Source organism: Marinomonas phycocola (assembly GCF_047525455.1).
Lineage (GTDB): Bacteria > Pseudomonadota > Gammaproteobacteria > Pseudomonadales > Marinomonadaceae > Marinomonas.
Window position 1 is genome coordinate 286,536 of the sequence record NZ_JBLIXL010000001.1, and the last position, 15,735, is coordinate 302,270.

The following is a 15,735-nucleotide window of genomic DNA, read 5'->3' on the forward strand; positions in this document are numbered from 1 at the left end:
ATCGCTTTATAGCGTATGAAAGAAGGAAGGGTCTTTGTCAGAATACTATGTTGATATTCAAAGGATGAGTTTTTCTCGGGGTGATAGAGCCATTTATGAAGATGTTTCTATTCGTATTCCAAAAGGGAAAATTACGGCGATTATGGGGCCAAGCGGTACGGGGAAAACAACTTTGCTGCGTTTAATCGGTGGGCAGTTGTATCCTTCAAAAGGGCGCATTGTTGTAAATGATCAAGAGGTGCCTTTGCTTTCTCGATCAGACCTTTATCTGTTACGAAAAAAAATGGGCATGCTTTTTCAAAGCGGTGCTTTATTTTCGGATATGACTGTTTTTGATAATGTGGCTTTCCCACTAAGAGAGCACACAGCCTATAAAGAAGACATTATTAGAGACATCGTTTTAATGAAACTTGAAAGTGTTGGTTTAAGAGGTGCGGCTCAACTTATGCCATCCGAACTTTCAGGTGGCATGGCTAGGCGAGCGGCGCTAGCAAGGGCTATTGCTCTTGATCCTGATTTGGTTTTGTATGATGAGCCTTTTACTGGACAGGACCCTATATCTATGGGGGTGGTTGTGGAGCTTATTAAACGCTTGAATGACTCTGTAGAGGTTACGTCAGTATTAGTTTCTCATGATGTTACTGAATCTCTTTCAATTGCAGATTATGTGTACATTCTTTCGAATGCGAGCGTGATTGCCCATGGGACGCCTGATGAAATTCGCAGTTCTGAAGATGAGAGAGTGGTGCAGTTTTTAGGGGGCTTACCAGATGGGCCTGTTCCGTTCCATTATCCTGCGAGTTCTTATTTGGACGATTTGGGTTTGAAAAAACAATGAAGCGTATTTCAACTTTAGGTGGCGTTGTGTTTGATTGGCTGGAAGCCGTCGGCCGAGCGGGGTTATTACTCTGTCAGTCGGTTTTTCATCGGCCACGTTCATTCATGGGGGCATTGACGTTATTAAATAAACAAATCTACTCAGTGGGATTTTTATCTCTGGTGATTGTGGTTGTGTCAGGTTTGTTTATTGGGATGGTCTTATCTCTTCAAGGGTATTCGATTTTAGTGAAATTTGGCTCTGAACAATCGGTAGGCCAACTGGTTGCGTTAACCTTGTTGCGAGAGCTTGGTCCAGTAGTGACTGCTTTATTATTTGCTGGAAGGGCGTGTTCTGCGCTAACCGCTGAGATTGGATTGATGAAAGCCACAGAGCAATTATCAAGTTTAGAGATGATGGGGGTAGACCCTTATCGCCGGATTATCGCTCCGCGATTTATCGCTGGTTTAATTTGTTTGCCAATTTTAAGCGTTATCTTCTCAACCGTTGGCATTATGGGAGGGGAGTTTGTTGCTGTAGATTGGCTGGGAATTCATGATGGAAGTTTTTGGAGTTTGATGCAGCAGTCTGTATTATTCAGTAATGATGTGATTAATGGTGTCACTAAATCTTTTTGCTTTGCGATTGCAGTTACTTGGATTGCTGTTTATCAAGGGTATGAGTGTACTCCGACTTCTGAAGGTATTGGTAAGGCGACAACAACAACCGTTGTATTGGGGTCATTATCTGTTTTGGTGTTAGATTTTATTTTGACTGCTGCTATGTTTGGGGATTTTTAATATGAGAAACAAGCAAATTGAATTGCTCGTTGGTGTTTTTATTGTGTTTGGTTTTTTTGCATTAGCTTACTTAGCCATTCAAGTTAGTGGGCTGGCTTTCTCAGATAAAAAAAAATCGTACCAAATTGTTGCTAGATTCGATGACATAGGTGGATTAACCGCAAGAGCAAAAGTTGCTGTTGCGGGGGTGACTATCGGTAGTGTTGAGAGCATTACGTTTGATAAAGAGTTGTATGTGGCTCTGGTGAAAATGAACATTGATCAAGATGTGGATAATTTGCCGATTGATAGTTCGGCCGCCATCTTAACAAGTGGCTTACTTGGTGAAAAATACATTGGATTATCGATTGGTGCTGAAGATACCTTTTTGTCACCAGGCGAGGAAATTTATGATACTCAATCAGCCTTGGTGTTAGAAAATTTGATTAGCCAGTTCCTATTTAATTCAACTACTGGAGAGGATAAATAATGCTTTATCGGATTCAACAAATTGTGTTTTCTTTTATTGTAATGATGTTGTGTACTCAAGTGATGGCAAGTGAAGACGCAAGAAATGCGGTCATTAATGTCGTAGATCGTTTTAATGTCGAAATTGTACAAGATAAAGAGTATTTGTCAGAGAATCAAGTTGAGCTTATTGAGCGTGTGAGCAGTATTTTGTCTCCTGTTATTAATTTTGATAGTTTTTCAAAAAAAGTAATGGGGAAATATTATCGTAGAGCAACAAATGAGCAGAAGGCACGTTTTGCTATTGTAACGAAAGAAACGCTTCTTGAAGCATATGGTGGTTCTTTATTGGAATTTGATAGCAGTAAAATTAAAGTATTGCCATTAGGTCCTCAGTCTGGAAGAGAGGTCAAAGTTAACGTTGAGTTCGCTACAGATGCTGGTGCGTTGATTGCAATTGATTTTTATATGGAAGTCAATAAAGAGTCAGGTTCTTGGTATTTAAGCAACGTTGTTATCAATGGTATTAATTTTGGGCTGACGTTTAGAAAACAATTTGGAATTATGGTCCAAAGCAATAAAAACAACATTGATAAAGCAATCGATGCGTGGCAGAAATCCCTCGCCAGTAATGAAGGGTAACGCTTTGATTAATTATTCTATTGTTTCTGATTGTATTGTTCTAGAAGGGAGGTACCTCCCAAGTCAACTTGATGTATTGCAAAACGAACTTTTCGATGTGTTTTTGAAAAGCTCTGGTGTGTTGGAGGTAAATCTTACGAATGTTGTGGGAAGTGGGAGTGGGCTCGTTGCGCTACTCCTTTCTTTTATGAGATTTGCCAATGATCATGATAGAAAAATTGTGTTTACAGGGTTAAGTGCACAATTAGTGGGTTTGATTCAGCTCTCAAATTTAGAGAGTATTGTCCTTTCTGCGTAGCCTAATTTTAAAATCACTTTTTACTTTGCTTCATTAATGCTGTTTTGAGCGATTATTTCAGTAATTTCGCCCTAGAATGCAAGAATGGTATTAAGAAGTCCCTTTTCCTGATGTAGAATTCAGACATTAACTTATTGCATGAATTTAGGAGTCTCTGTGAATTCAAACGAAGTACAAAAACTGCTCGAATCCTCTATCCCTAACTCAACTGTTGCAGCTCAAGGTGAAGGCTGTAATTTTCAAGTAACCATTGTGAGCTCTTCTTTTGAAGGATTGTCCACTGTCAAAAGGCAGCAATTGGTTTACTCGTATTTACAAGAAGCGATTGCTTCTGGCGCTATTCATGCGGTTACCATGAAAACATTAACTCCAGAACAAAATAACGCAACAAACTAATTATACTAATAAAGAGAAAATGTTATGGATAAGCTGCTGATTAGTGGTGGTAGAGTGTTGAATGGTGTTGTTAGAGCTTCTGGTGCGAAAAATGCAGCATTGCCTATTCTAGCGGCCACTCTATTAACTAAAGATTTAATTACGATTAAAAACCTTCCCCATCTTCATGATATTACAACCATGCTGGAGCTTTTAGGCTCAATGGGTTGTGGAGTCGTTGTTGATGAAAAGATGGGAGTAGAGCTGGATGTGTCAACTTTAGACAATTACGAAGCGCCTTATGAGTTAGTGAAAACAATGAGAGCGTCTATTTTAGTTTTAGGCCCTCTTGTTAGTCACTTTGGTAAGGCTGTCGTGTCTTTGCCAGGTGGTTGTGCTATTGGTAGTCGCCCTGTTGATTTGCATTTACGAGGCTTGGAGGCAATGGGGGCTGTAATTGAGGTTGAAAATGGCAACATCATTGCGAGTGTTGATGGTCGTTTAAAAGGTGCTCGTATTTTCTTTGATAAAGTTACGGTTACGGGTACTGAAAATTTGTTGATGGCGGCGTGTTTGGCTGATGGTCAAACCATATTAGAGAATTCAGCAAGAGAGCCTGAAGTGGTTGATTTGGCTGAGTGTTTAATTGCGATGGGTGCAAAAATATCTGGTCATGGTAGTGATACGATCGTGATTGAAGGTGTTGAGCGGCTTCATGGTGCGACGTATTCTGTTATGCCTGACAGAATTGAAACAGGAACCTTCTTGATTGCGGGCGCGATTACTGGCGGTAAGGTACGTGTGATTGATACTGATGTAAGTTCACTGGATGCGGTCATTACGAAGCTTGAAGAATCTGGCGCTTTGATTTCAACGGGCGATGACTGGATTGAGTTGGATATGACGGGGAGGCGAGCAAAAGCGGTCAATATTAGTACGGCACCTTATCCTGCTTTTCCTACTGATATGCAGGCTCAGTTCATGGCACTGAACTCAGTTGCAACAGGTGTTGGTAGTATTACAGAAAATATTTTTGAAAATCGCTTTATGCATGTGAATGAGTTAATGCGCATGGGGGCTGAGGTTGAGGTGACAGGCAGTACAGCTATTGTTAGAGGATGCCAGCATTTAACGGGTGCTCCAGTAATGGCTACGGACTTACGTGCATCGGCTAGTTTGGTGTTAGCGGCTTTGGTGGCCGAAGGTGAAACTAAAATAGATCGAATTTACCATATTGATCGCGGCTATGAGTGCATAGAGGAAAAATTGGGGTCTTTAGGTGCGAAAATTTGTAGAGTATTGAATTGATATGAAAAATACATTAACTATTGCCCTTTCAAAAGGGAGGATTTTAGAAGAGACACTGCCTCTTCTTGAAAAGGCGAACATTGTTCCTGCTGAAGATATTAAGAAAAGTAGGAAACTTATTTTTGATACCAATCATGAAGGCATTAAGTTGGTTATTTTGCGTGCGACAGATGTGCCTACTTATGTAGAGCATGGTGTTGCTGATTTTGGTGTTGCTGGCAAAGATGTGTTGATGGAGTCATCTACCAAAAACCTCTATGAATTGGTTGATTTGAAAATCTCTAAATGTCGACTCATGACGGCTGGTGTGGTTGGTGTTGAACTGCCGAATCGCCGCCTTAAAGTAGCGTCTAAGTTTGTTAAAACGGCAAAGTCATATTTTGCTGAGCAAGGTATCCAAGCGGATGTTATTAAGCTTTATGGTGCGATGGAGCTTGCACCGATTATGGAGTTGGCGGATCTGATTGTAGACATTGTGGATACGGGTAATACTCTTAAGGCAAATGGTTTAGAGGCGAGAGATTTGATTGCAGATATTAGTACTCGTTTGGTAGTGAATAAAGCGGCATACAAGACAAAATATCAGCAGATCGAGCCGATATTGGAAATGCTTCGTGATGCAGCAAACAAAGTATAGGGGTTGTCTTGAATATTAATATTAAGCGTTTTTCTGCTGCGGATGTTGGTTTCTATGAAACAATAGATGACTTACTTGCGTGGGATTCTGTATCTGATGACGATGTTCACACACGTGTTTCTCAGATTATTAGTTCTGTGCGTAAAGAGGGTGATAAAGCATTAATTGAGTTGACCAATCGCTTTGATCGTCGTTCAGTAGAGTATTCATCTGAATTAGAAATTAATAAGGCTGAACTGCAAGCAGCAAAGTTGAGAGTAAGTCCAGAAATCGTGTCGAGCTTGGAGGCTGCAGCCGAAAGAATTCGTATTTATCATGAAAAACAAGTTCAAGCGTCATGGCAGTACCAAGAAAGTGACGGTACTGTTTTAGGGCAAAAAGTAACGCCTTTAGACCGTGTTGGTGTTTACGTTCCTGGAGGTAAGGCGGCTTATCCATCCTCTGTGTTGATGAATGTAATGCCTGCGAAAGTTGCTGGTGTGCAAGAAATTATTATGGTTGTGCCGACACCTGATGGTTTTGTTAATGATATTGTATTGGCTGCAGCCTATATTGCTGGTGCTGACCGTGTATTTACTGTGGGTGGCGCGCAAGCTATTGCTGCTTTAGCTTATGGTACTGAAACAATCCCTAAAGTCGATAAAATTGTTGGACCTGGAAATATCTATGTCGCAACGGCGAAGAAGATGGTTTTTGGGGTTGTTGGTATTGATATGATTGCTGGTCCTTCAGAAATTTTGGTTGTATGTGATGGTAAGACTGACCCTGACTGGATTGCAATGGATTTGTTTTCTCAAGCTGAACATGATGAAGATGCTCAATCCATTCTAATTTCTCCAGACGAAGCATTTCTTGAAGACGTTCAGCGCTCGATGGAAAGACTGATAGAAACGCAATCAAGAAAGAATATTATCATGGCTTCATTGGAAGGTCGTGGTGCTTTTATTCATGTGGCTGATATGGATCAGGCGATTGAGATTGCGAATCATGTCGCTGCGGAGCATTTGGAGCTATCTATTGATAACCCTGAGGCTTGGGTCGATAAGATTAGGCATGCAGGTGCTATTTTTATGGGGCGCCATACTCCTGAGGCATTAGGTGATTATTGTGCTGGGCCGAATCATGTGTTGCCTACGTCTGGTACTGCTCGATTCTCTTCTCCATTAGGTGTGTATGACTTCCAGAAACGCAGTTCTCTAATATATTGTTCACCAGAGGGGGCGAGTAAATTAGCTAAAATTGCGTCCCCTTTGGCGAGGGGGGAATCTTTAGAAGCACACGCTTTGTCGGCTGAATATCGTATTGACGAGTCTGAATAAGTGATGGAAGTAAAAAAATCGAGTGCGCTTTATCAATTGCGTTGGGTGACAAGGGTATTGGCTGTTGTGATACTGACGGTAATGGCAATTGGGATGCTGTTGCCGAATAAGTATCATATAGAAAGGTCGATTTTTATTAACTCTCCTGAAGAGCGTGTGTCGTTGTATTTAGCTGACTTAGGCTCGTGGGAGCAATGGATGTATTTACCTAATGAAGGTGTCTTTACATTGCCTGAAGAGGAGGATTCAACCGCGTCCTTGATTATTAAGAACCCTGATGCTGATAATGGAGTTGTTAGTATCGATTCTTTTGAACAGGCTGGGGTTGTTTTCTCCGTTGTTACTAAGTTAGGTGTTCTTCCTGTGAGTAATCATCTTTCGTGGGCTCGCGAGGGGCGGGGTGTAAGAATCGTCTGGGTTGTTGAAGGGGAATTAAGGGCGGGTTTAATTAGCCCGTATCTCGCCTTTTTTGCAAATGACATTGCTGGAAGTAACTTAGAAAAAAGCTTAGAAAATTTAAAAAATAAACTTTAGTAATATGTTTTCGTGTGTCCCATGTCTTCTAGCTGGTCAATGGTTACGTTGACTTGGAAGGATTGATTTCCTCTTACTCCAATTATTTGTATTTCAGATAGAGGAGTGAGTTTGGATATCATTTTTCGTGCTTTCTTTGAGGTGGTTACTTCTTCTCTATTTATCTTGACTATAACGTCTCCTGCTTTAATTCCTGCTCTCTGGGCTGGGCTCATGTCGTCTATTTCAAAAACAAGTAACCCTTCGGTGACTGATAGCTCTAATGCTTTAGATGTTTCTGGTGTTACTTCGTGTGCGTTAATACCTAAATAACCTCTTTTAACGGTTCCGTATTGAATTATTTCTTGCATAACATAGAGGGCGTCATTGATTGGGATTGAGAATCCTATTCCTTGAGATCCTCCTGAGTTTGAGAATATGGCAGAGTTGATTCCAATGAGGTTTCCTTTGAAATCAATGAGGGCTCCTCCGGAGTTTCCAGGGTTGATTGCTGCGTCGGTTTGTATGAAGTTCTCATATTGATTTAAGCCAATGTTATCTCTCCCGATGGCGCTGATAATGCCCATTGTCGCTGATTGTTTTAATCCATAAGGGCTGCCTATAGCAAGAGCTATGTCGCCTGTGTTAACAGTGTTTGAGGTGTTTATCTTGTTCTTTGGGGTTGTATCCGAGGGAATTTGTAATACGGCCAGATCGGTTGTAAGGTCGCTACCGATTAAATTTGCTTCTGCCCGTGTTTGGTTGTCTAAAATAACCACTATTTTATTGGCGTTTACAATCAGGTGTTTATTGGTGAGTATGTATCCGTTTTCAATAATAACGCCCGAACCTAAGTTTTTTAATGTGTTTTCTTGTGTTTTGTTGATGTGTCTTGTGCTGTTGGTTTTGCGGTAAGTGTATATGTTGACAACATAAGGAGATACTTTTTGGATGGCATCGGCAAAAGAGTAGGGCTTTGGTGAAGGTGTGAGTTGACTGCTTTTTAGCTCCCACCCTATTCCAGCACTCATGAGAATTAATAGAAGTGTAGTAATATACGGTTTTAAGGTCATAAATAAGGTCTTGGTAAAATGAAGAGAGAGAAACTTAATAAAGAGTTGAATGCTATATTAAATGTCCATCAGTTTAAAGACTATGCTCCTAATGGGCTTCAGGTTGAAGGTACGACTGATGTAAAGAGAATTGTTACTGGGGTTACGGCTTCTCAGGCGTTGATAGATAAGGCGATCGAATTAAATGCCGATACGATTATTGTTCATCATGGGTATTTTTGGAAAGGGGAGTCTTACTCAATTACTGGAATGAAATATAGACGGATCGCTGCATTAATTAAGAATGATATTAATTTATTTGCCTATCATTTGCCTTTAGATGCGCATCCTGTTTTAGGTAATAATGCGGGTCTGGCGGGTGGGTTAGGGTTGTCTAACAGAATAGGTTTGCAAAGAGGTGTTGAGCTTGAGGATGCAATTGGTTTGGTTGGGGAGTTGCCTGAAGCATTAACGGGAGATCAGTTTTCTCTTTTGATAAAACAAGTAGTTGGGAGGGATGTTTTGTTTGAGATGGTAAATGATAGAAAAATCAAGAAGGTTGCTTTGTGTACGGGTGGTGCGCAAGGGTATATAGAGCAGGCGGCAGAGATGGGGGCAGATGTTTATATTACAGGAGAGGTGTCTGAAAAGACCATACATATAGCAAGAGAGATGGATATTCATTTCTGCGCTGCAGGGCACCATGCGACGGAACGATTTGGACCGATGTTATTAGCTGAGCATTTAAAATCGACCTATCAATTGGATGTGTTTTTTGTAGACATAGACAATCCGGCCTAACTGGGTTATCTATGTCTAAAGTGTTTTTATTTTTGAAGGCTTTTATCTTGGTCTTGTTCGTTTTTAGATTGAAGGCCAAAGTTTTCACTTAAAGTGCCTGATGCATTAGTAGAATAATCCTTTGGTGGCTCAGCCGGTGTTGCGACTTCTCCTTTGTTACCTTCTTCTACGGTAGCTGATTGAGTTTTATTGATGATTTGAGAGGTGGCTAAAGTGGATGCCCCTACGGAGATTTGCTGTTTCAGTTCAGCAATGGCTTTTTCTGTAGATATTAGCTTTTCAGTTGCGTCAGTAAAGAAGTCGTCTATAATTGCTTGCTTCCTTTCTGTATCAAACTGCATTGCCTCTGTCGATTGTGGTGTACTAGTCGTGGCGTTGGTTGAGCTTGGCTGTCCTTTTTTAACTGTTAGGCCAATAATTAAACCTAAGACCCCACCTGTAATAAAAATAATAATGTCAAATACTTCTAGGTTCATGACTGTCTCCTGAAAATGAATTGCGACATTATAGCGGAAAGATCTCAAGATATGACACACCTTATGATGTGGTTTTAACGTGATTTTGTTAGAATTGATGAATAAATTAATTGTGTGATAGAAAAAATGACGCCACTAGAACGATATAAGCAAGACCTTGAACGCCCTGATTTTAATTATGACCCTGCTCAAGAAGAGGCTGTAATGGCTTTGCAGGATTTGTTTTTGAGGTTGACGAAAGAAAAAGCGACCACCAAAAAGAGTCTTTTTAGTTTTTTGAAAAAAGAGCAGCCCGTTCGGGTAGAAAAAGGTTTGTATTTTTGGGGGGGAGTTGGCAGAGGGAAAACGTATTTAATGGATACGTTTTATGATTGTTTGCCTTTTGATAGAAAGATGAGGTTGCATTTTCATCGTTTTATGCAAATGGTTCATAAGGAGTTGCAGCAACTCAGTGATGTAAAAGATCCATTGGAAATTGTTGGTAAGAAAATCTCTGCAAAAGCTCAAATTATTTGTTTTGATGAGTTTTTTGTTAAAGATATTACTGATGCGATGATCTTGGCTGGGCTGCTAAAAGTGTTGTTTGATAATGGGACTGCGCTGGTGGCAACGTCTAATATTGAGCCAGATGGTTTGTATAAAAATGGTTTACAACGAGCTCGTTTCTTACCTGCAATTGAGCTTGTTAAAGTTCATACTAGTGTAATGAATATAGATGGAGGCGTTGATTATCGTTTGCGCGCTCTAAAACAAGCGAAATTGTATTATACTCCTTTGGATGAGGGGGCGAACAAAAGCTTGTCTGAGAGCTTTGCTCGTTTAGCTCCTGATTTGACTCAAGTTAAGCAGGGCGGGTCTGTAGAGATAGAGGGAAGAAAAATTCCTCTTATAGAGAGTTGTGAAGACATTGCTTGGTTTAGTGTATCTTCGTTGTGTGATGGTCCGCGAAGTCAGGTCGACTATATTGAAATCGCAAAGCTGTATACTACGGTTCTTTTGAGTGGTTTGCCGCAGATGGATGCAACAAAAGACGATATAGCGCGCCGTTTTATTAGTTTGATTGATGAGTTTTATGATCGACATGTGAAGTTGATTATTTCGGCGGAAGTGCCAATTCATGAAATATATGTTGGTACCCAATTGGCGTTTGAATACGATAGAACGGTTAGCCGACTGTTAGAGATGCAATCAGAAGAATATTTATCCCTAGAGCATCGTCCTTAATGAGGTGAATCTTTCTTGGTGAATAAACAGAAAACACCTTTTATTGTGTGGACAAATTAATGTATAATCCGTTCGCCTTTTTTAAGGTATATGCAAGTTGCTGAATTGGTTATTTTTATAAATGAAAAGATTGAGCAACCAATAATAATAGGTATTGAGCACATTGATTTGTGCAAATTAAAGGGTTTTTGATGAAAACTTTTACTGCAAAACCTGCTGAAGTAACTCGCGATTGGTATATCGTGGATGCTGAAGGCAAGACACTTGGTCGTTTAGCTACAGAAATCGCTCGCCGTTTACGTGGTAAGCATAAAGCAGAATACACTCCTCATGTTGATACAGGCGATTACATCGTTGTTGTTAATGCTGAGAAAGTTCATGTTTCTGGTAACAAAGCGCAAGACAAACAATACTATCGCCACACTGGTTACCCAGGCGGTCTACGTTCTATGAGTTTCGAGAAGTTGATTGATCATGCTCCTGAGCGTGTTCTTGAACTTGCCGTTAAAGGCATGTTGCCTAAAGGTCCTTTAGGTCGTGCAATGCACAAGAAAATGAAAGTGTATGCTGGAACTCAGCATCCGCATGCAGCACAACAGCCTTTAGAACTTAAACTTTAAAACGGAAGATCATTATGTCTGCGAATCAATATTACGGTACAGGTCGTCGTAAATCCTCTACTGCACGTGTTTTTTTGAAAGCCGGTGCTGGTAATCTAGTTATCAATAATCGCACAATCGAAGAGTACTTCGGTCGTGAAACTGCTCGCATGGTAGTTCTTCAACCTCTAGAATTGGTTGGTGTTACAGAGAAGTTTGACGTATTCATTACTGTTAAAGGTGGTGGTATCTCTGGTCAAGCTGGTGCGATTCGTCACGGTATTACTCGTGCATTGATGCAATATGATGAATCACTACGCCGTACTCTACGTACAGCTGGCTTCGTTACTCGTGACTCTCGCGAAGTTGAACGTAAGAAAGTTGGTCTTCGTAAAGCGCGTCGTCGTCCACAATTCTCCAAACGTTAATATTGGATTGTTGTTTAAAACGCCTGGTAATCCAGGCGTTTTTTTTATGCGTTATGTCAGTATATTTATCTGTTAAGGGAATGTTTCCTTGCCAGAAGCGCTTGTTTTTTTTAATATTCGCAGGGCAATAATATTAAGATTGTCAGCTTAAAAGCTGATATTTGTAATTTGGTGGGAGAGAACCATAATGAGTCAAAGCGGCGTAAGTACAGGTCGACGTCGATTCCTAATTGGAGCAACTAGTGCAATTGGTGCAGTTGGTGCAGTTGGTGTAGCGACCCCCTTTGTTGCTTCTTGGAATCCGAGTGCAAAAGCTAAGGCAGCTGGTGCTCCGGTCAAAGTCGACATAAGTAAATTAGAAATTGGCCAGCAAATGATCGTTGAGTGGCGCGGTCAGCCAGTGTGGGTTGTTAACAGAACGCCCGAAACGTTGGCCAACTTAGGAAAACTTTCAGATAAGCTAAGTGATCCTGAATCGGAAAAAGAGCAACAACCTGCTTATGCTCAAAATGAATATCGTTCTATTAAACCTGAAATCTCAATTCTTTTAGGAATTTGCACACATCTTGGTTGTTCTCCAACGTATCGGCCTGAAATCGCGCCTGAAGATCTTGGTGCTGATTGGGTAGGTGGTTACTTCTGCCCGTGTCATGGTTCTAAATTTGATTTGGCTGGTCGCGTTTATAGTGGTGTTCCTGCACCAATTAACTTGTCAATTCCACCTCATCAATACATATCTGATACTGTGATTGAAATTGGTGTTGATGGAGGGAATGCATAATGGCTGCTTTGAAAAATTTAATGGGTTGGATTGACGATCGTCTTCCAGTTACCCAAGCTTATGAAAAGCACATGAGTAAGTATTACGCGCCAAAAAACTTTAACTTTTTCTATATATTTGGTGTTTTATCAATGGTAATGCTTGTTAACCAAATCCTAACGGGTGTGTGGTTAACTATGAGTTATACTCCTTCTGCCGAGGCAGCTTTCGCCTCTGTTGAGTACATCATGCGTGATGTGGAATATGGCTGGCTAATTCGCTATATGCATTCAACTGGGGCTTCTGCTTTCTTTGTTGTTATTTATCTGCACATGTTTCGCGGATTGCTTTATGGCTCTTATCAGAAGCCTAGAGAGCTTGTGTGGTTGTTTGGTATGGCAATTTATTTGCTGCTGATGGCCGAAGCTTTTATGGGGTATTTGCTGCCTTGGGGTCAAATGTCTTATTGGGGCGCTCAGGTAATTATTTCTCTATTTAGTGCTATTCCGGTCATTGGTCCAGATTTGGCTCAATGGGTTCGAGGTGATTACCTTATCTCGGGTATCACGCTTAACCGCTTCTTCTCTTTGCATGTTATTGCTTTGCCTTTGGTTTTGGTTGCGTTGGTTGTTTTGCATTTGCTTGCTTTGCATCATGTTGGTTCCAATAACCCTAAAGGTGTGGACATCAAGAAACATAAAGATGAAAACGGTGTTCCTTTAGATGGCATCCCATTCCACCCCTTCTATTCTGTGCATGATTTAGTTGGTATTGCTGTGTTCTTGTTTGTATTTTGCTCGGTTGTATTCTTCTTCCCTGAGATGGGGGGGTATTTCCTTGAAAAACCAAATTTTGAGGCTGCAAACCCGCTGAAAACGCCTGAGCATATAGCGCCTGTTTGGTACTTTACTCCATTTTATGCAATTCTTCGAGCTGTGACTTTCTCTCTATTTGGGTTGGATGCTAAGTTCTGGGGGGTTGTTGCAATGGGTGGGGCAATTGCTATTTTGTTTGTATTGCCTTGGTTGGATCGCAGCCCTGTTAAATCAATGCTTTATAAAGGTTGGATTAGTAAAATCTTCTTGTTTGTGTTTTGTATAAGTTTTGTTGTATTGGGTGTGTTAGGTGTTTTGCCGTCAACAGAGCTGCGCACAACAATTGCTCAAATCGCTTCTGTAGTATACTTCGCTTACTTTATTTTAATGCCTTGGTATACTCGTTGGGAAAGTACAAAACCAGTGCCAGAGAGGGTGTAATAATGAGAAAGTTTTTTACAACGATTGCGCTGGCTGTATTGCCTGTACTTGGTTTTGCGGCAGGTGGTTCAGGTGTTGAACTGCAACACATGAGTGCGGATTTACATGATAAATCATCTCTTCAGCGTGGATTGCAGACCTTTACAAATTATTGTATGGGTTGTCATGATGCTGGTTATGCACGTTTTGAGCGTGCATCTGTAGATTTAGGTATTCCAGCAGGTTTGTTTGAAGAGAATTTGTTGCCTGCAGGTAAGAAAATCGGTGACCTGATGTCTAATTCTATGGATGATGCCGATGGTAAGGGTTGGTTTGGTGCCCCACCACCAGATTTAACTCTTGTTGCGCGTGTTAGAGGGAAGGATTGGGTGTATAGTTATCTTCAATCTTTTTATGAAGATGAGTCTCGCCCGTGGGGTGTGAATAATACTGTTTTTCCTAATGTTGGTATGCCAAATGTTTTGGAAGCTCTTCAAGGTGTTCGCCATTTAACGTGTGCTCAAGCGCCTGCTCATGACGAAAATGGAAAGCCTTTGTTCGATACATTGACAGGGGATGCATTAACTGAAGAGAAGTGTAACGTCGTTGCTCAAAAGACCGAGGGTCAGCTGACTAACGATGAGTTTGAGCAAGTGGTTTATGACCTGACAAACTTCTTGGTTTACATGGGTGAGCCTAGTCGTTTACAAAGTGAGTCTTTAGGGTTGAAAGTTCTTTTGTTCATTATTTTGTTTGGGATTTTTGCATTCCTTCTTAATAAAGAATATTGGAAAGAGATTCACTAGATATTCAGCGGCGGTCAATTACGTATTGATTGCCGCTTTTGTTTTGTGGCCCCGTATGGGGTTTTCGTTGTTTTTGTAATAGGGGTTTTACATGGGTGTTATCGCAAAACGCTCCTCAATGACTTTCTTTTCTGATGGTGAAGATCATTATAGTCATAGAGTAAGAATAGTATTGGCTGAAAAAGCAGTCACGGTTGATATTATTGATGTTGACCCATTTAATAAGCCAGATGAATTGGCTGATATTAATCCATATAATGAGCTTCCAGCTCTTATAGATCGTGATTTGGTGTTGTATGAGCCAAATGTCATGATGGAATATTTAGATGAGCGTTTTCCTCATCCGCCTCTTTTGCCCGTGTACCCAGTTGCTCGTGCAGAGAGTCGTTTGTTTATGTATCGCATTCAAAGGGATTGGGCAAAACTTGTAGATTTGATTCTTGTAAGCAAAGATTCAACCGAAGTGGAAAATGCTCAAAAAGAGTTGCGTGAAGGTCTGATAAATGTCGCGCCAATTTTTGAAGAAAAGCCTTATTTTATGAGTGAGGAGTTTACAATTGTTGATTGCTGTATGGCACCAATACTGTGGCGTCTTCCTATTTTAGGTGTTGAAATTCCCAAAGATCAAGCTCGCCACTTGCACAAATATATGGATCTGTTGTTCTCAAGAGAATCATTTATTGAAAGCTTGTCAGAGGCTGAGCAAGAAATGCGCCTAGATTAATTGTGTGTGTTATCTGATATAAGTGTTAAATAGGAGCTTTCGGGCTCCTTTTTAATGTTGTATATAAGTGAGTAGAAAAATGAAACCAAAAAGACCTTATTTATTGAAAGCGGCTTATGAGTGGATCATTGATAGTGATTTGACACCTTATTTGTTGGTAAATGCCAATGATAAGGCCGCGGTTGTGCCTACTGAGTTTGTCCAAGATGGGCAAATAGTGTTAAATGTCAGCATGGGTGCTGTGCGAAACTTATTGATGGACCAAGATGGCGTCTCTTTCGAGGCAAGGTTTTCGGGAAAGCCTATGCAGGTGTTTGTGCCAATTGCTGCGGCGTTGGCTTTGTATGCCAAAGAAAATGGTGACGGTCTGTTTTTTCCTGATGAAGAATTTCCAAGTGATCCAGAACCAACACCACCGACTGAGCCTAAGAAGGCACCCGGCTTTAAGTTAAAAGTTGTGAAATAAGAGGGGAT

The 15,735-nt window shown here is 40.7% G+C and carries 21 protein-coding genes; 19 read left to right on the forward strand and 2 right to left on the reverse strand.

Annotated features, from left to right (window positions below):
• The first annotated feature begins 64 nt into the window (after positions 1–64).
• The 10 genes from ACMUMJ_RS01400 to ACMUMJ_RS01445 all read left to right on the forward strand — a co-directional run bounded on the left by ACMUMJ_RS01400 (position 65) and on the right by ACMUMJ_RS01445 (position 7,177).
• Positions 65–838 carry an ATP-binding cassette domain-containing protein gene (locus ACMUMJ_RS01400; RefSeq protein WP_414677095.1) on the forward strand — a complete coding sequence of 258 codons (774 nt, stop codon included), beginning with the start codon at positions 65–67 and terminating at the stop codon, positions 836–838.
• Positions 835–1,617, forward strand: a complete 783-nt coding sequence (mlaE, locus tag ACMUMJ_RS01405) for a lipid asymmetry maintenance ABC transporter permease subunit MlaE (protein ID WP_414677009.1) — start codon at positions 835–837, stop codon at positions 1,615–1,617. Before ACMUMJ_RS01400 ends, mlaE begins: the two co-directional genes overlap by 4 nt.
• A gap of 1 nt (position 1,618) precedes the next feature.
• Positions 1,619–2,086 carry an outer membrane lipid asymmetry maintenance protein MlaD gene (gene mlaD / locus ACMUMJ_RS01410; RefSeq protein ID WP_414677010.1) on the forward strand — a complete coding sequence of 156 codons (468 nt, stop codon included), beginning with the start codon at positions 1,619–1,621 and terminating at the stop codon, positions 2,084–2,086.
• Positions 2,086–2,706 (forward strand): MlaC/ttg2D family ABC transporter substrate-binding protein, encoded by a 621-nt coding sequence (locus tag ACMUMJ_RS01415; protein ID WP_414677011.1) that lies wholly within the window; start codon positions 2,086–2,088, stop codon positions 2,704–2,706. The genes mlaD and ACMUMJ_RS01415 overlap by 1 nt, the downstream gene beginning before the upstream one ends.
• A gap of 4 nt (positions 2,707–2,710) precedes the next feature.
• Entirely contained in the window at positions 2,711–3,004 is a 294-nt protein-coding gene (locus ACMUMJ_RS01420; RefSeq protein WP_414677012.1) for an STAS domain-containing protein, read from the forward strand.
• A 156-nt stretch (positions 3,005–3,160) separates the two neighbouring features.
• Entirely contained in the window at positions 3,161–3,400 is a 240-nt protein-coding gene (locus tag ACMUMJ_RS01425; RefSeq protein WP_414677013.1) for a BolA family protein, read from the forward strand.
• 24 nt (positions 3,401–3,424) lie between these two features.
• Entirely contained in the window at positions 3,425–4,687 is a 1,263-nt protein-coding gene (gene murA, locus ACMUMJ_RS01430) for a UDP-N-acetylglucosamine 1-carboxyvinyltransferase (RefSeq protein ID WP_414677014.1), read from the forward strand.
• A 1-nt stretch (position 4,688) separates the two neighbouring features.
• Entirely contained in the window at positions 4,689–5,324 is a 636-nt protein-coding gene (hisG, locus tag ACMUMJ_RS01435; RefSeq protein ID WP_414677015.1) for an ATP phosphoribosyltransferase, read from the forward strand.
• An 8-nt stretch (positions 5,325–5,332) separates the two neighbouring features.
• Complete coding sequence (gene hisD, locus ACMUMJ_RS01440) at positions 5,333–6,643, forward strand: histidinol dehydrogenase (RefSeq protein ID WP_414677016.1); 1,311 nt, start codon at positions 5,333–5,335, stop codon at positions 6,641–6,643.
• A gap of 3 nt (positions 6,644–6,646) precedes the next feature.
• The gene (locus tag ACMUMJ_RS01445) at positions 6,647–7,177 is read left to right on the forward strand and encodes an SRPBCC family protein (protein ID WP_414677096.1); all 531 of its coding nucleotides are present in this window, start codon (positions 6,647–6,649) and stop codon (positions 7,175–7,177) included.
• Here ACMUMJ_RS01445 and ACMUMJ_RS01450 read toward each other — a convergent pair.
• Positions 7,174–8,229, reverse strand: a complete 1,056-nt coding sequence (locus tag ACMUMJ_RS01450; protein ID WP_414677017.1) for a S1C family serine protease — start codon at positions 8,227–8,229, stop codon at positions 7,174–7,176. The two genes, ACMUMJ_RS01445 and ACMUMJ_RS01450, sit on opposite strands and share 4 nt — an antisense overlap.
• An 18-nt stretch (positions 8,230–8,247) precedes the next feature.
• Between ACMUMJ_RS01450 and ACMUMJ_RS01455 the strand changes: the two genes are divergently transcribed.
• Positions 8,248–9,009: a Nif3-like dinuclear metal center hexameric protein gene (locus tag ACMUMJ_RS01455; RefSeq protein WP_414677018.1), complete on the forward strand. Its 762-nt coding sequence runs from the start codon at positions 8,248–8,250 to the stop codon at positions 9,007–9,009.
• A 26-nt stretch (positions 9,010–9,035) separates the two neighbouring features.
• Here ACMUMJ_RS01455 and ACMUMJ_RS01460 read toward each other — a convergent pair whose 3' ends face one another.
• Positions 9,036–9,485, reverse strand: coding sequence for a ZapG family protein (locus tag ACMUMJ_RS01460; protein ID WP_414677019.1), 450 nt, complete (start codon positions 9,483–9,485; stop codon positions 9,036–9,038).
• Positions 9,486–9,611: 126 nt separating this feature from the next.
• Here ACMUMJ_RS01460 and zapE point away from each other — a divergent pair, with 126 nt between their 5' ends.
• The 8 genes from zapE to ACMUMJ_RS01500 all read left to right on the forward strand — a co-directional run bounded on the left by zapE (position 9,612) and on the right by ACMUMJ_RS01500 (position 15,727).
• On the forward strand, positions 9,612–10,709 hold the full coding sequence (gene zapE, locus ACMUMJ_RS01465) for a cell division protein ZapE (protein WP_414677020.1): 1,098 nt from the start codon (positions 9,612–9,614) through the stop codon (positions 10,707–10,709).
• Between the two features lie 191 nt (positions 10,710–10,900).
• Positions 10,901–11,329: a 50S ribosomal protein L13 gene (gene rplM / locus ACMUMJ_RS01470; RefSeq protein WP_414677021.1), complete on the forward strand. Its 429-nt coding sequence runs from the start codon at positions 10,901–10,903 to the stop codon at positions 11,327–11,329.
• A gap of 14 nt (positions 11,330–11,343) precedes the next feature.
• On the forward strand, positions 11,344–11,736 hold the full coding sequence (rpsI, locus tag ACMUMJ_RS01475; RefSeq protein WP_414677022.1) for a 30S ribosomal protein S9: 393 nt from the start codon (positions 11,344–11,346) through the stop codon (positions 11,734–11,736).
• A 187-nt stretch (positions 11,737–11,923) separates the two neighbouring features.
• A complete protein-coding gene (petA, locus tag ACMUMJ_RS01480) occupies positions 11,924–12,517 on the forward strand; it encodes a ubiquinol-cytochrome c reductase iron-sulfur subunit (RefSeq protein WP_414677023.1) in 594 nt (197 codons plus the stop codon).
• Positions 12,517–13,752 (forward strand): cytochrome b, encoded by a 1,236-nt coding sequence (locus ACMUMJ_RS01485; RefSeq protein ID WP_414677024.1) that lies wholly within the window; start codon positions 12,517–12,519, stop codon positions 13,750–13,752. The genes petA and ACMUMJ_RS01485 overlap by 1 nt, the downstream gene beginning before the upstream one ends.
• Positions 13,753–13,754: 2 nt before the next feature.
• A complete protein-coding gene (locus ACMUMJ_RS01490) occupies positions 13,755–14,537 on the forward strand; it encodes a cytochrome c1 (RefSeq protein WP_414677025.1) in 783 nt (260 codons plus the stop codon).
• A gap of 91 nt (positions 14,538–14,628) precedes the next feature.
• The gene (locus ACMUMJ_RS01495) at positions 14,629–15,261 is read left to right on the forward strand and encodes a glutathione S-transferase N-terminal domain-containing protein (protein ID WP_414677026.1); all 633 of its coding nucleotides are present in this window, start codon (positions 14,629–14,631) and stop codon (positions 15,259–15,261) included.
• A 79-nt stretch (positions 15,262–15,340) separates the two neighbouring features.
• The gene (locus ACMUMJ_RS01500; RefSeq protein ID WP_414677027.1) at positions 15,341–15,727 is read left to right on the forward strand and encodes a ClpXP protease specificity-enhancing factor; all 387 of its coding nucleotides are present in this window, start codon (positions 15,341–15,343) and stop codon (positions 15,725–15,727) included.
• Positions 15,728–15,735: the final 8 nt, after the last annotated feature.

What these genes read in the sequence shown, in the direction of transcription:
- ACMUMJ_RS01400 (WP_414677095.1), top strand. Translation starts at nt 65, where the DNA reads ATGAGTTTTTCTCGGGGTGATAGAGCCATTTATGAAGATGTTTCTATT.
- mlaE (WP_414677009.1), top strand. Translation starts at nt 835, where the DNA reads ATGAAGCGTATTTCAACTTTAGGTGGCGTTGTGTTTGATTGGCTGGAA.
- mlaD (WP_414677010.1), top strand. Translation starts at nt 1,619, where the DNA reads ATGAGAAACAAGCAAATTGAATTGCTCGTTGGTGTTTTTATTGTGTTT.
- ACMUMJ_RS01415 (WP_414677011.1), top strand. Translation starts at nt 2,086, where the DNA reads ATGCTTTATCGGATTCAACAAATTGTGTTTTCTTTTATTGTAATGATG.
- murA (WP_414677014.1), top strand. Translation starts at nt 3,425, where the DNA reads ATGGATAAGCTGCTGATTAGTGGTGGTAGAGTGTTGAATGGTGTTGTT.
- hisG (WP_414677015.1), top strand. Translation starts at nt 4,689, where the DNA reads ATGAAAAATACATTAACTATTGCCCTTTCAAAAGGGAGGATTTTAGAA.
- ACMUMJ_RS01445 (WP_414677096.1), top strand. Translation starts at nt 6,647, where the DNA reads ATGGAAGTAAAAAAATCGAGTGCGCTTTATCAATTGCGTTGGGTGACA.
- ACMUMJ_RS01450 (WP_414677017.1), bottom strand. Translation starts at nt 8,229, where the DNA reads ATGACCTTAAAACCGTATATTACTACACTTCTATTAATTCTCATGAGT.
- ACMUMJ_RS01455 (WP_414677018.1), top strand. Translation starts at nt 8,248, where the DNA reads ATGAAGAGAGAGAAACTTAATAAAGAGTTGAATGCTATATTAAATGTC.
- ACMUMJ_RS01460 (WP_414677019.1), bottom strand. Translation starts at nt 9,485, where the DNA reads ATGAACCTAGAAGTATTTGACATTATTATTTTTATTACAGGTGGGGTC.
- zapE (WP_414677020.1), top strand. Translation starts at nt 9,612, where the DNA reads ATGACGCCACTAGAACGATATAAGCAAGACCTTGAACGCCCTGATTTT.
- rplM (WP_414677021.1), top strand. Translation starts at nt 10,901, where the DNA reads ATGAAAACTTTTACTGCAAAACCTGCTGAAGTAACTCGCGATTGGTAT.
- rpsI (WP_414677022.1), top strand. Translation starts at nt 11,344, where the DNA reads ATGTCTGCGAATCAATATTACGGTACAGGTCGTCGTAAATCCTCTACT.
- petA (WP_414677023.1), top strand. Translation starts at nt 11,924, where the DNA reads ATGAGTCAAAGCGGCGTAAGTACAGGTCGACGTCGATTCCTAATTGGA.
- ACMUMJ_RS01485 (WP_414677024.1), top strand. Translation starts at nt 12,517, where the DNA reads ATGGCTGCTTTGAAAAATTTAATGGGTTGGATTGACGATCGTCTTCCA.
- ACMUMJ_RS01490 (WP_414677025.1), top strand. Translation starts at nt 13,755, where the DNA reads ATGAGAAAGTTTTTTACAACGATTGCGCTGGCTGTATTGCCTGTACTT.
- ACMUMJ_RS01495 (WP_414677026.1), top strand. Translation starts at nt 14,629, where the DNA reads ATGGGTGTTATCGCAAAACGCTCCTCAATGACTTTCTTTTCTGATGGT.
- ACMUMJ_RS01500 (WP_414677027.1), top strand. Translation starts at nt 15,341, where the DNA reads ATGAAACCAAAAAGACCTTATTTATTGAAAGCGGCTTATGAGTGGATC.